Source organism: Mucilaginibacter sp. RCC_168, from assembly GCF_041355315.1.
In the GTDB taxonomy this organism is placed as follows: Bacteria; Bacteroidota; Bacteroidia; order Sphingobacteriales; family Sphingobacteriaceae; genus Mucilaginibacter.
Window position 1 is genome coordinate 151,849 of the sequence record NZ_JBFUPN010000006.1, and the last position, 13,373, is coordinate 165,221.

The 13,373-nt window shown below is 44.4% G+C and carries 11 protein-coding genes; 9 read left to right on the forward strand and 2 right to left on the reverse strand.

The features are described 5' to 3' along the window. The first annotated feature begins 4 nt into the window (after window positions 1-4). From AB6735_RS07100 to AB6735_RS07110, 3 genes are read left to right on the forward strand one after another with little or no spacing between them, the layout of a single operon-like run. Complete coding sequence (locus tag AB6735_RS07100) at window positions 5-3,451, forward strand: SusC/RagA family TonB-linked outer membrane protein (RefSeq protein WP_370995173.1); 3,447 nt, start codon at window positions 5-7, stop codon at window positions 3,449-3,451. An 11-nt stretch (window positions 3,452-3,462) separates the two neighbouring features. Beyond that, entirely contained in the window at window positions 3,463-4,962 is a 1,500-nt protein-coding gene (locus tag AB6735_RS07105) for a SusD/RagB family nutrient-binding outer membrane lipoprotein (RefSeq protein ID WP_370995174.1), read from the forward strand. A gap of 39 nt (window positions 4,963-5,001) precedes the next feature. Then, on the forward strand, window positions 5,002-6,534 hold the full coding sequence (locus AB6735_RS07110) for a DUF5689 domain-containing protein (RefSeq protein WP_370995175.1): 1,533 nt from the start codon (window positions 5,002-5,004) through the stop codon (window positions 6,532-6,534). Between the two features lie 214 nt (window positions 6,535-6,748). Here AB6735_RS07110 and AB6735_RS07115 read toward each other — a convergent pair whose 3' ends face one another. Together AB6735_RS07115 and AB6735_RS07120 are read right to left on the reverse strand one after the other, a co-directional pair. Then, complete coding sequence (locus AB6735_RS07115; protein ID WP_370995176.1) at window positions 6,749-7,525, reverse strand: HAD-IIA family hydrolase; 777 nt, start codon at window positions 7,523-7,525, stop codon at window positions 6,749-6,751. Window positions 7,526-7,933: 408 nt separating this feature from the next. Then, on the reverse strand, window positions 7,934-8,536 hold the full coding sequence (locus AB6735_RS07120) for a class I SAM-dependent methyltransferase (protein WP_370995177.1): 603 nt from the start codon (window positions 8,534-8,536) through the stop codon (window positions 7,934-7,936). Window positions 8,537-8,593: 57 nt separating this feature from the next. Between AB6735_RS07120 and AB6735_RS07125 the strand changes: the two genes are divergently transcribed. The 6 genes from AB6735_RS07125 to AB6735_RS07150 all read left to right on the forward strand — a co-directional run bounded on the left by AB6735_RS07125 (window position 8,594) and on the right by AB6735_RS07150 (window position 12,955). Continuing rightward, window positions 8,594-9,031 (forward strand): hypothetical protein, encoded by a 438-nt coding sequence (locus AB6735_RS07125; RefSeq protein ID WP_370995178.1) that lies wholly within the window; start codon window positions 8,594-8,596, stop codon window positions 9,029-9,031. Between the two features lie 8 nt (window positions 9,032-9,039). Continuing rightward, the gene (locus AB6735_RS07130; RefSeq protein WP_370995179.1) at window positions 9,040-9,369 is read left to right on the forward strand and encodes a hypothetical protein; all 330 of its coding nucleotides are present in this window, start codon (window positions 9,040-9,042) and stop codon (window positions 9,367-9,369) included. Between the two features lie 1,008 nt (window positions 9,370-10,377). After that, a complete protein-coding gene (locus AB6735_RS07135; RefSeq protein WP_370995180.1) occupies window positions 10,378-10,551 on the forward strand; it encodes a hypothetical protein in 174 nt (57 codons plus the stop codon). Then, complete coding sequence (locus AB6735_RS07140) at window positions 10,548-10,736, forward strand: hypothetical protein (protein WP_370995182.1); 189 nt, start codon at window positions 10,548-10,550, stop codon at window positions 10,734-10,736. Before AB6735_RS07135 ends, AB6735_RS07140 begins: the two co-directional genes overlap by 4 nt. A gap of 11 nt (window positions 10,737-10,747) precedes the next feature. After that, window positions 10,748-11,713 carry a sterol desaturase family protein gene (locus AB6735_RS07145; protein ID WP_370995183.1) on the forward strand — a complete coding sequence of 322 codons (966 nt, stop codon included), beginning with the start codon at window positions 10,748-10,750 and terminating at the stop codon, window positions 11,711-11,713. A gap of 90 nt (window positions 11,714-11,803) precedes the next feature. Further along, window positions 11,804-12,955 (forward strand): formylglycine-generating enzyme family protein, encoded by a 1,152-nt coding sequence (locus AB6735_RS07150; protein ID WP_370995184.1) that lies wholly within the window; start codon window positions 11,804-11,806, stop codon window positions 12,953-12,955. The last annotated feature ends 418 nt before the right edge of the window (window positions 12,956-13,373 follow it).

Genomic DNA, 13,373 nt, shown 5'->3' on the forward strand with positions numbered 1-13,373 from the left:
AAACATGAAACAACCAAAACGCTCATTTTTTGTCCGGAAAAAGCTGTACTCATTTTTGCTCCTGTTACTTTTCTCAGTAACTGTACAAGCACAGGTAGGTCCATCCGGCCAGTATAATTTTGAAAAGAGGCGCATCAGCGTACAATCTATTATCAATACGCTCAAAGCTAAATATGGCTATAAAGTTTCTTTTGATGCCAATGTAAGTATGAGTAGCATGGTTACGTTGCCCGATGAAAGTTTGCCGTTTGATAGGCTCGCACAAGTATTGCAGCAACAGGCTGGCATCGGTATTAAGAATATCGACGGTAACCTGGTAATCAAAAAGCTGGATATGATTATTGTAAGTGGTACTGTGATATCTACTGAAGATAAATTACCACTTGCAGGCGTTAGTGTAAACGACGAAAATAAAAAACTACTAACTTTTACTAATAATGATGGTAAGTTTTCGGTACTGATTACCAATGGGGGTTCATTAAATTTTTCGACCGTTGGTTTTGAAACGCAGAGCCAGACTTTTAATAAAGCTACCACAGGGATAACTATTAATTTGGGTAAATCAAATGCTACTTTAAATGAGGTGGTAGTTACTGCCCTGGGTATTAAACGTGATGAAAAAGCGCTTGGTTATGCTGCCACAGTTGTGAAAGGGCAACAGCTTACTGATGCGATTTCCAGTAACTGGAGCGATGCGCTTTCGGGTAAGGTAGCCGGTTTGAATCTGGTTAGGTCAAATTCGGGCCCTACAGGATCAAATAAGATCATATTACGTGGCGAAAATAACCTTACCGGTGATAACGAAGCCCTGATTGTAGTTGACGGCGTGGTGATCAACAACGGAAGCGGGCGGCGTACAGGGATCTCCGGCGAAACGGTTTATGGCACGGGAAGTGACAACATGCCGGCTGATTATGGCAGCAGTATTAATGACCTTAATCCGGAAGATATCGAAAGCGTGTCTGTACTAAAGGGGCCGGGTGCTGCAGCTTTATATGGTCAGCGTGGTGCAAATGGGGCGGTTATTATTACCACTAAATCCGGAAGTGCCAAGAAAAAGGGCTTAGGTATTACCATTAATTCCAACGCTTCTATAGAAAAAATAAATCGCTGGCCCGATCTTCAGTATGAATACGGGCAGGGCCTTGCCGGTGCATCTTATTATTCCTATGGCGCGGGTCCGGATGGTGCAAGTACCAGTGGAACAAGTTCGGCTTACGGCCCGCGGTTTGACGGGCAAATGTTCTACCAGTTTGATCCTATAACCCAAAAACAATCAACCGTCAGAACGCCCTGGGTACCGTATAAAAATCAGACACGCGACTTTTTTGATACGGGCCAAACCTTTACCAATTCTGTAAGCATTGATGGGGGAACCGATAAAACCACCGCCCGGTTTTCGGTAACGAATGTAGACAACAAATGGATAGTGCCCAATACCGGTTATGGACGAAATACGGTAGCATTATCTGTAAACTCCAAAATCAATGACAAACTAACCATAAACTCCAAAGTAAACTATCAGAACAAATTCAGTGATAATTTACCTGGTGCAGGTTATGGTAATCAATCGCTCATGTACTGGTACATTTTCTGGCAACCCAGTGCCGATTTGAACTGGCTTAAAAACTATTGGAAAAACGGACAAACCAACCGTGCGATCGAGTATCCGTTCAGCTCATTTCCCGAAAACCCTTATGCGGTTTCCTATGAGTTTATAAACAGATCCAGCCGAAACGCGGTAACCGGGAACGTGCAGGCTACTTACAACATTACCAACGAGCTTAGCCTGCAGTTGAGGACCTCGCTTGATATGAGCTATGAGCAGCGTGCCCAGGAGCGCCCTTATGATGCCGGAACAAAGTTTCCAAAAGGCTCTTATCGCACCCAGAATATTTATTCGCAGGAGGTGAGCGGCGATTTCCTGTTACGGTATAATAAAAAGATAAACAAAGATGTTACCCTAACCGGTACTGCGGGTGGCAGTATGCTCAAAAATACTTATAGGGTAGATGAGGTAAGGGCGGATTCACTGATCAATCCGGGTGTGTACACCATGGCTAATAGTGCCGGTACATTGATAACCATACCCAATAGCAGCAAATACGCGCTAAACAGTTTTTATGGTCTGTTATCAACCAGTTTTAAAAACTATCTGTACCTGGATCTTACCGGCCGTGAAGACTGGAACAGCGTTTTGGCAACACCCAGAAGAAGCGATAAGGCTGGGTTTTTCTACTCTTCGGCAAGTGCCAGCTTTATTTTGTCTGATGCTGTTAAGCTGCCCGAAGCCATCAGTTTTGCCAAGTTCAGAGCATCGGTTTCAAGCGTTGGCAGCGGGGGGCTTATAGCATATACCACAGCATATACTTATCCTTCAGCAGGCAGTACATACCCGGGTGGCGTAAAAAACCCGACAACATTGCCGGATGAAAACCTGGAACCATTAAGAACCAACACTGTTGAAATTGGATCGAACATGCAGTTTTTTAAAAACCGTCTGGGTTTCGACCTGGCATTGTATTCAGGCGTAACCAAAAATCAGATCCTTAACCGGGTTGTTGATGCTTCATCTGGCTATAGCAAACAGGTTCTTAACATCGGTAAGGTTGCTAACAGGGGTATAGAGCTGGCTGTAAACGGGAGTCCGGTATCAAACCCTAAAGGATTTACGTGGATAACTAATTTGACATTCTCTGCCAATCGTAATAAAATAAAAGAGCTGGCAGATAGTGCGGTTGTATTGCAGTCGGGCCCAACCGGTGGTGGTCAGCTGGTAGCCAAGGTGGGCGGCAGTATGGGCGATCTGTATGGCAGAGGTTATCAGCGCTCACCTGATGGCCAGGTTGTTTTTGATGCCAAAACAGGTGTTGCCCTTATTTCACCCGATCTGGTATATCTTGGTAATACCTCCCCCAAATGGAAAATGGGTTTGAACAATGATTTCAAGTATAAACAGTTCCATTTTAGCATTTTATTCGATGCACAATATGGCGCTGTAGCATACTCCCTCACCTCATATAAACTGGCCGAACAAGGCAAAACAACCAATACTTTACCGGGACGGTACAATGGCATCATTGGAAACGGAGTGGTACAAAACGCAGACGGAACTTATCGTAAAAACGATGTTGTAGCATTGGATATCGATCAGTACTACCAATCAAATTTTGGAGCCAATAATGCTGAAGGAGCTACGTATAGCACTAATTTCATCAAGCTTAGAGAGGCCAGGTTCGATTATACTTTACCTGCCAGGCTTTCTTCCAGACTGGGTATACAACGCGCCACGATAGGGGTGTATGGCCGAGATCTGTTCATCTGGACAAAATGGCCAGGCTTTGATCCGGAATTTGGAACGCTTAGCGGCTCTGATATTACGCAGGGTTTTGAAATTGGCCAGTTTCCCTCAACCAGAACAATGGGTGTTAATCTTGTTATCTCACTTTAATTTGCTAAACGATGAAAACAAATATTTATAAAATTATTGGTGTTGTAATGCTGTTTGCTATTATACTGCCATCGTGCAAAAAGGATTTTGAAAAAATTAATACCGATCCTAACACCTCGCCCACGGCATCACCAAAACAATTACTGGCACCGGCGTTGGTTAGTGTTTTAACTGCCAATATGCTGCGTTGTCGTACCTATAATAACGAACTGATGCAGGTTACTGTGAATCAGAGTGATTCGGAAGGACAGGTTTTTAGGTATGACATCAAAAACACCTGGGGCGATTACACCTGGAATAATTGGTATCTGCAATTAACCAACTTTAAGGCTATCCAAACTATAGCCAGCGACTCACTTACATTGGATAAAGGGTATCAGGGTATATCGCTCATTTGCCAGGCCTGGATCTATTCCATGCTTACCGATACCTATGGCGATGTTCCGTATTCACAGTCAATTCAGGGAAAAGAAGGAAATTTAACGCCTGCCTTTGACAAGCAGAAAGATATATACCAGGGTATATTTAAACAACTGGAAGACGCAAACAAATTGCTCAACGGGGCTGTCAATGTAGCAGCATCCAGCGACCCTGTTTTCAATGGAAACACCACACTGTGGCGAAAATTTGGCAATTCATTATATCTGAGGTTATTACTCCGTATCTCGGGTAAAGCAGAGGTTTCTGCTGATTGCATCGCGAAAATTAAAGATATCGTTGACAACAATCCGGGTACATATCCTATCATGGCCAACAATTCGGAATCGGCAGTTTTAAAATGGACTGGCTCTGGTTACTTAACCTCACCATTTATTGCCGGTGTACGGGCGCAGGACTTCACTGCCCCATCTTTATGCTCATTCTTTATTGATAATTTAACCAAATGGGCCGATCCCCGCTTGTTTAAGCTTAGTTGGAGTATAGCTACTTATGGCGGCGGATATGTTGGCGTACCAAGCGGTTATGCCCCGGGTAATGCGCCTGTAAAAAAATCTTACTTTATCTCAACCAGTACAACCGCAACGGTAAAAACACTAATGACCGAACCTTTGATAGGTAATATCATGAATTATGCCGAGCTGCAGTTTATACTTGCCGAAGCGGCTGCCAAAGGCTGGATATCTACACCCGCAAAAACTTATTATGATAACGGTGTTATCAATGCCATTACTTTTTGGCTGCCTACTTTTACTACTCCCGTAGCTGATTATGAAGCTACTGCGGATATAACCTGGGATGATTCTTTACCTCTTGATGATAAGATGGAGATGATACATGTTCAAAAGTATTATACCCTATTCTGGACCGATTTTGAGCAATGGTTTGAATATCGCCGCACTGGTCACCCGGTATTGCCAAAGGGAGCAGGTTTGCTAAATGGCGGCGTAATGCCGGCCCGTATAGTGTATCCGGTTTATGTGCAATCGGCTAATCCAACAAATTATAAAGCAGCTGTAGCCGCTCAAGGTCCCGACCTGCTGAATACACAAGTTTGGTGGCAAAAGCCTTAATTATTTTAAATGACTGATTTATCACGATATAAATTGACAATGAAAAAGATACTTTTTTACACTTTATTATTGCTTTACTCAGCTGCCATGATACAGAGTTGTACCAAGGCGAATAATTACCCTGGTGGCGAGCTGGCATCTGTTATAGCAGTAGCCGACATCAGAACCATATATAAAGGGGCAGACATTACCCTCAATACCAAAAATATGTTTGGCGCGCACCAGATGACCGGTATTGTGATTTCTGATCAATCGGGTGGTAACATGCCTGCCGGTTTGCTGGTTGTTCAAAACAACCGTCGTGCAAAACTACGGGGTATAGCTATACCCCTTGGCGCCGCGGCTGCCGGTTATAGCCCCGGCGATTCGGTGGTGATTGATATTGCCGGCGGAGTTTTGAAAAGGCTTAATGGTACTTTGCAGATAACTGGTATCCAGGCAAATGCCGTTACTAAAATTTCTTCCAATAATGCTATAGCCAGTCAAAAAGTAACAACCAATACTTTGCGGGCCAATCAGGATAATTATGAAAGTACCCTGGTTACCGTTTCTAAGGCCGGCTTTGACCCTTTGCCTACGTCGACAGATACCTATGCCGGCGACAAAATTATAAGCGATGGCAATGGCAAAGTAACTTTACATACCGAGGCTGCGGCCTCATTTGCAGATAAAAACTTACCATTAAGCGCTAATTTCTCCGCGATAGCATTTGGTGCTGATAGTAATAATATCGTGATACCACAGCTACGTATGCGTACCATTGATGATGCATTTGTTATAGCAACCGATATTGCACCTATGGTGATCAGCGGTTTTTTAACAGACCCAGCCGGTACTGACGCCAATTATGAGTATATACAGCTTTTGGCAACGCGCGACATTGATTTCTCGACAGAGAATTTTACCATTGTGACTACAAATAATGCAGGTGCGTCAACGCCTTCCGGCTACCCGGTTAATGGCTGGGCAACTGGCGATCTGAGAACTTACAAACTGGAGCTTAAATCCGGTACGGTAAAAAAAGGCACCTATTTTTATGTTGGCGGAACCGGGCAAAAAATAGATGGCTCGGCATCAACCAGTATGAGTTCATCAAACTGGATAGGGGCATTTAATTATTCCACAGCCAATAGCCCTAATTTTAACAGCGATCCGTCATCAGCATTTGGTACCAAAACATCCAATTTATTGGCTAATAGTGGTAATGCTGCGGGTATAGCCGTGTTTGCGGGTACCAATATTACAGCGGCGAGCAAACCTGTGGATGTTATATTTTATGGAACGGGTGGCAGCTTATATGATGCTAATGCCAACGTTGGTTACCGTATTACCAATAACGATTTTTATGATGTCAAGAACCCGGTAACCCAGGCCGATCAGCCATTTAACAGACAAGGTACCAATACTGCCGCTTGCACGCTCCCGGTATCGGGAAGTTTTGACCAGCTGGGCGGCGAATATAACCCGGTGATAGGTCGATGGACAGTTAGCAGGAGTACCACCAGTTTACCATTATCCAATAGCTCGGTAATTACAGACATTGAAGGCGATAAAGCTACCAAGCTCAAATAGTTAAGTCGCTTCATTTGTGTAAGAGGCTGTATCATAAATCATGATCAGCCTCTTTTTTATATGATCTATCCGGATACTCAATCACGAATTGATGTACAGTTTTTAGTAACTCAATTAACCAAAAGTGGGTTACATGCTTTTTATCTGCTTAATTTCAATTCATAATTGACATAACACTATGGGTGGTCAATTTAATTTGAGATACAGCCTCTTTTTATGACCACCATTTCAGCGGGAACTCGATCTTATCAACCGAACCCACTATCAGGTCGGGTTTAAAAGCATAGTGGCTCAACTGATCTTTGGATGATATCCCGGATAGTACCAGGATGGTTTTGTAACCCATTTGTACGCCGCCTTGTATATCCGTTTCCATAGTATCACCAACTACAGTAGTTTCGGCGGTTTCAAGCCCCAGGAACTTGCGGGCCGACCGCATCATTACCGGGCTTGGTTTACCGGTTACAAATGCCTTACGACCGGTAGCTTCTTCGATCATGGCGGTAGTGGCCGCTATGCCAAGGTTATTCCACCCCGGTTTTTTGGGCGAGGGATCACGGTTGGTGGTGATGAATTTGGCACCTGCCAGTATCATATCTACCGCGCGCTGAACCATTTCCAGGGTAAAGTTGCGGCCCTCGCCCAAAACCACAAATTCAGGGTCGGTATCAACCAGGGTAATACCGTTTTCGTGCAGGCTGGTGAGCAAGCCACCTTCGCCTAATACATAGGCGGTACCATTAGGACTTTGGTCGCCAAGGAATTTGCCGGTAGCCATAGCGCTGGTATATATGTGTTTAGCTTCAACGGTTATACCCAGTCTTTTCAGTTTGCGTACCACCTCAAGGCTGGTTCGCTGGCTGTTGTTGGTCATAAAGGCAAAGGGGATACCCTTGGCCAGCAGGTGGTTAATAAATTTATCGGCACCATATATCAGCTCTTCTCCGCTGTATATTACACCATCCATATCAATAAGCAATCCTTGTTTCATTTTTTTAAGATTATAGGTTGTTGGTTTTATCCAACACCGTCAAATGTAATATTAACATGTTTAATGATCGAATAAAAATTAAAGAACATATTTGAGGCCAGGCTTGCTTTCAAAAACTTTTTAAACCTTAAATTTTAACAATTTTTAGCCAGAAACAGCGTGAAAAGACTTCGTTTTTATGCGTTTTAACTAAACTTTAACGCCATTTTAACACTTTTTAACAAATTTTTGAAGGGTTTTGAAAGGTTTAAAAAGTATTAAATAATTGATATCAAATAAAACATACAAACGGTCGGTTTTTGTACTTTTTTATCCTTTAACAAAACGGCCCGGTTTTCCTTTGATCAGAAAAACCGGGCCGGTGTATGTACAAATATACCGAAAATTATTGGTCGGCTTGGTGGCAATCTATCGGTACATAAAAACTGTGAAATCTTCATTACTATAATCGTTTTTTAAAACTACCTGCGGGCATAACTGCCGGCAATGCTCCATGATCACATCAGGATTATAGGCTGCTAACAAACCATTGGGAATAATATGGCTTAGCAGGTTAAAGGCAAAGCCTTTTCTGCAATGTTCATACAAACGGGTAATGGCCTTAAAAATGAAATCGGGATCTGCGTTATAATAGTTGAGCGATCCGCTGGCCATCACATAATCGGCAACAGGCATATCGTCGGTCATAAAATCGCCCCGGATAAACGCGGTTGCTTCCCAGTCCTGGTATCGGCGTGTGGCTTCGTCAAGCAATTCGGGGATCTGCTCCATGCCATAATAAACAATATCGGGATATAAGTTGTGCAAGTAGGAGCGAAGATCCCCATGTCCGCAACCTGCATCCAGCAGGGAATGGCCATTAAGATTGGCCATAGGAGCCAGGGCATCAAAACGGATGATCTGGCTTTCGGTATCGCGCCAGCCCAAGGCCGCGGGACCACGGTTGCCGTGCAGGGCGATCATATAGCGGTGGTAACCAAATACGGCCGCAGAATCGGGCGAAATACTCATGGATTTTATTAATTATATCGAAAACTCTTTTTACTTTTACTTAAACATTACCTACCTATGAAGATCACACGCTTTTACCTCGCGCTATTACTACCGCTTTGCTTGCTTTTGGGCTGCAGCCCAACCATTTCAACCTTCGATCAAGCCGCTTACACACAAGTAACTTCCCTGAAAGTAGATGCCCTTGATTTGATGGATAAAGCTACCGAAAATTATACAGCTCATGAAAGCGAAGTAAAAACGCTTCAGCTGAACATCGATAAAGCCATCGAATACGATAAACACCGTCCGCATAATGAGATCACCACACAAATGTGGACGCTCCTGAACGATCCACAAGGCCATTTATTTGGCGGGTTCCTGGTAAAATGGAAAAAAGATGGGAAATGCAACGCGGCTTACATTGTAGATAAAAAGAAACAGATCAGTAACTCCTTTAACCAGATAGCCGAACTGGAAAGTAAAAAGATAAAACCCGCACAGGTAACCCAATAAATTGAATCATGGCAATAAATTTTAAAAACGTATTGGCTACGCTCAAGCAGGGTATAGCAGACCTGGCTGGAAACAGTTTAAAGGAATTCATCACCGAGGCAACCGCCGATGGACAGGCGATCCTGAACGATCTGAAGGACGACCTGAAAACCTGGACAAAACAGTTAGCCAAAGGCGATATCAGTAAAGATGACTTTAGCGACCTGGTATTAGGCCAGGCCGATGAAATAAAAATGATAGCCCTGAAACAAGCCGGTTTGGCAGAAGTTGCTGTTGACCAGTTTAAAAGCGATGTTTTTAATTTGATCATTAATACGGTGGTAGGGTTGATACCGTAGTCAAAAACTACGTCATTGCGAGGTACGAAGCAATCTTTAAACTGTACAGGGCGAATACCCGCTCTTGGCCGCGGGAGGGCCAGTCACTTTTGTCGCCACAAAAGTAACCAAAAAGGCTGTCACCAGAAATGCTTCTTTGCGCACAGGGCCTTTATCCCGCAAAGCAGACAGAACCACGGCTGCTAAACCTTACCCCCACTTCGTTCGCTCAAATCCCAACTTTGGCAAGGTTTGCTAATGCCCTTGCAGCCGCACAGGCCACCATTGTTCTGCCCGCTTTCGCCCGAAGCTGTTCTGCTGACGGGGGAGAAAACACTAAAATATGTCATTGCGAGGAGGAACGACGAAGCAATCTCGTAGCTATTCCATTCCTATTCAACATGCGAGAAGATTGCTACGCTGCGCTCCAATGACATGGTTTTGATTTGTTATTAAAAGTTTTCCTGACCCTCTTTCCGCCACAGGCGGAGAGAGGGTCGGCAAGCAAAGCGATGCCGGGGTGAGTCTTCGCCGCTGTTCTATTCACCCATCCCTCACCATTCTCATTTACAAATACTTAATTTTAACGGCTTTAAACGCTTTCAATCCTGTTTTTCCATCATTTTAAGCCAAAAACACTACGAATTTCATAAAAATGTATACTTTGTACATAAATTCTATAGAAGTAGTAGTAATTATAAAAACAATTATATACATTTGCCGGAGAGATAAAAAAAATACAACGTAAAACAGTTTTAAAAAGCTCCAGAAAATGCAACCCGACCCAACCACCAATCCCGGCTTTGCTGCTTATCAAATGCAAACTGCTATTTTCCGTCGTTTTTGTTGTTGCTGTTGATCCTGGCGTTAGAGGATCCATCTTTCTCTGTGATCGTTACCTGCCGGTACTGATCTGATTTCTACAAATTATTCTTATTCAATTTATATACGGCATGACCATCTGTGTACAGCTGGGTTTGCTCTTTTATACCTGCTTTTTAATTACCATATATAAAAAATACTACTATTATGACCCTCAACGACGTTTCCTTGCTGGGAAAAAAGATACTGGTAGGGGTGATCATCACCCTGATTCCCTTTGTGATCATTTTTGGCGGTTTATGGCTCACGCAAAAACTGCTTTCTGATAATCCTAAGTCTTCCCCGGCATCCACAACACCAACTAAATCAACCGCACCATGAAACTGGAAGAAGCAAAAAAAACGCGCATCATTAAAAACGCATTCCTGAGCCTGCTGCTTTATGCACTGCCTTTGGTGCTCATGTTTGCCACATTTTACTTTACCGGGCAGCGCCCATGGGAAAAGAAAAAGCAGGTGCAAAAGACAGCACAGCCCGCCTCAAAAACTAAATCTGAAAATCCTTAAACATAAATACCATGATTGAACTGATAAAAAAAGTAATTGATAACTTGAACGGATATGGTTTTTCTGTTCTGGTGCTGGTACTCGGAGTGCTTGAATTTTCGTTTGGCCTGTATAAAAAACGCTGGACAAAAAACGAACGTTGGGTGGATATTGCTTGCTTTACCATCCCCAAACTGATTGTTAAACCGGTAATAGCCTATTATGGGTTGAAAGTTTTACCATCCATACTGCCGGGCTTTAAAAACGCGTTTGACTGGGTGCCATTTTTCTGGGGCTTTATCATCATTGCCGTGGCTGATGACCTCACCCAGTACTGGTATCACCGCCTGCATCATGAAGTGCCATGGTTGTGGCGTTTTCACCGTACGCACCACTCGGCATCGTACATGGGTATGGCAATGGCCAGCAGGCAAAATGTGATCTATACTTTGTTTTTTTCGCAAACTTATTTAACTACCGCGTTGGTTTACCTGGGCCTGGGTATCCCTGCTATTGTGGTAAAGGGTATTAAAGGCACTATTACAACGCTCGCGCATTCCAGCATCCCATGGGATAAACCTTTTTATCAGTATAAAGTACTGCATCCGCTGGCCTGGGTATTGGAGCGTACCATATCTACCCCGGCAACGCACCATGCGCACCACGCTGCAACAACAGATGACGGCGTAGGCTATTATAAAGGCAACTTTGGCAACATGTTTTTTTTGTGGGATGTGATCTTCGGTACGGCGCATATTTCGCGTCAGTATCCTAAAGCCTATGGCATATCACACTATGAAGGCGACCAATGGTACGCCCAGCTGTTATGGCCTATTTTTAAATCGAAAGTACCGGGAAGCGAGCTGGCTGCCGATGGCCAAATGGTGAGGGAAGATGTGCCTTTGCAGGAGCACCAACTGTATCGTGCAGAAAAACAAGAAAGTGTGGAGCAGGAAATTTCTGAAGAAACATATAACTTACAGCCGGTAAAAGCGTAAGGGGTGCGGGAGGCGTGTTGCCTGGATCGGCGCTCGGGAAGTTAAGTCCCGAACCACACAACCCGAACCTCGAACCTTGACTTTAAAAATATGAATCTTAAAAGAACTTCCCCGGTATTGTTGATGATGATTGCTGGCCTGTTGTTTTTTCCGGCCTGCAAACAAAAGGAAAAAGCTAAAACTGAGGTTAAAGTCGACAGTGTAGCGTCAAGTAAAAAAAAGGCGGTATGCTGCGAGTCGAACATTCCCAGCAGGTTTAAGCCAACTCCTTTAGCGGGAGCGGCGGTGATGGCAGGGCCAGATACCAGTCATAGCGGTATGGTTTGGATCCCGGCGGGTACTTTCAGGATGGGCGCGGATAACAGCCAGGCCGAAAAGGATGAGTATCCGAAACACCAGGTTACTGTTGATGGCTTTTGGATGGATCGTACCGAAGTAACCAACGCGCAGTTTGAAAAGTTTGTAGAGGCCACCGGTTATATAACCACAGCCGAACAAAAACCTGATTGGAATGTGCTCAAAAAACAATTGCCTCCGGGAACCGAAAAGCCGGCTGATAGTTTGCTGGTAGCTGCCTCACTGGTGTTTGTACCCTCAAAACAACCGGTATCGCTAAGCGATTACAGCCAGTGGTGGACCTGGAAAAAAGGTGCAAGCTGGAAACATCCGCATGGGCCGGGAAGTGATATCAAAGGAAAAGGGACTTACCCGGTAACACAGGTATCGTACGATGACGCGATAGCCTTTTGCAAATGGGCCGGTAAACGTTTGCCAACCGAAGCAGAATGGGAACATGCCGCCAGGGGAGGGTTGAAGGATAATATATATCCCTGGGGAAATGAAAAAGTAACCGACGGCAAGCCAAAGGCGAATATATGGGAGGGGGACTTCCCTTACCGGAACACCCAGCGCGACCAATTTTATTATACCGCGCCGGTAAGCTCATTCGCTCCAAACGGCTATGGTTTGTACGATGTGGCCGGGAATGTTTGGGAATGGTGTGCCGACTTGTATGATTACCGGTATTACAGCACCATCAACAAGCCCGAAGGTGTTAAAAACCCTAAAGGGCCATCAAAATCATATGACCCGGATGAGCCTTACGCAATAAAGCGGGTGGTAAGAGGCGGTTCGTTTTTGTGTAACGACAGCTATTGCTCAGGCTTCAGGGTATCCCGGAGAATGAAAACCACCGAAGACAGCGGTATGGAACATCTGGGTTTCAGATGCGTGAAGAACTAAAGATAGTATGGTGCACAGGCGACTCACCCGGTCTACGCTTCGCTGGACCACCCTCTCTGCGGCTTTGCCGCAAAGAGGGTAAAAAAGTAAAGCCCCTCTATGCGCGAAGCGGAGAGAGGGGTGACAAGTGCAGCGATGTCGGGGTGAGTCGATAGGCGTCTAATTTTCGTGTTGCGCATGCTAATCTCGCGGTAGCTGGAAATTAAATAGTGAATAAAACGAAGGCTGGTGCGAATCCCCTCTTGAGAGGGGTGGAGGGGTGTGTTTGTACAAGCGAAATATGAACGCATAAAACACATCGCGTTGTTCGAAGTCTGAGACTTCGAACCATTATGCCTGTAGTCTTCAGACTACAAGAAAATATTAGACCAGCCAGCTGTAGTTTTAAACTACAGGCATAGTCGTCCGAAGTCAGAGA

Excerpts from the sequence above, each read along its gene's own strand:
- AB6735_RS07120 (WP_370995177.1), bottom strand. The coding sequence starts at position 8,536 with ATGAGTATTTCGCCCGATTCTGCGGCCGTATTTGGTTACCACCGCTAT.
- AB6735_RS07140 (WP_370995182.1), top strand. The coding sequence starts at position 10,548 with ATGAAACTGGAAGAAGCAAAAAAAACGCGCATCATTAAAAACGCATTC.
- AB6735_RS07125 (WP_370995178.1), top strand. The coding sequence starts at position 8,594 with ATGAAGATCACACGCTTTTACCTCGCGCTATTACTACCGCTTTGCTTG.
- AB6735_RS07110 (WP_370995175.1), top strand. The coding sequence starts at position 5,002 with ATGAAAAAGATACTTTTTTACACTTTATTATTGCTTTACTCAGCTGCC.
- AB6735_RS07135 (WP_370995180.1), top strand. The coding sequence starts at position 10,378 with ATGACCCTCAACGACGTTTCCTTGCTGGGAAAAAAGATACTGGTAGGG.
- AB6735_RS07145 (WP_370995183.1), top strand. The coding sequence starts at position 10,748 with ATGATTGAACTGATAAAAAAAGTAATTGATAACTTGAACGGATATGGT.
- AB6735_RS07105 (WP_370995174.1), top strand. The coding sequence starts at position 3,463 with ATGAAAACAAATATTTATAAAATTATTGGTGTTGTAATGCTGTTTGCT.
- AB6735_RS07150 (WP_370995184.1), top strand. The coding sequence starts at position 11,804 with ATGAATCTTAAAAGAACTTCCCCGGTATTGTTGATGATGATTGCTGGC.
- AB6735_RS07100 (WP_370995173.1), top strand. The coding sequence starts at position 5 with ATGAAACAACCAAAACGCTCATTTTTTGTCCGGAAAAAGCTGTACTCA.
- AB6735_RS07115 (WP_370995176.1), bottom strand. The coding sequence starts at position 7,525 with ATGAAACAAGGATTGCTTATTGATATGGATGGTGTAATATACAGCGGA.
- AB6735_RS07130 (WP_370995179.1), top strand. The coding sequence starts at position 9,040 with ATGGCAATAAATTTTAAAAACGTATTGGCTACGCTCAAGCAGGGTATA.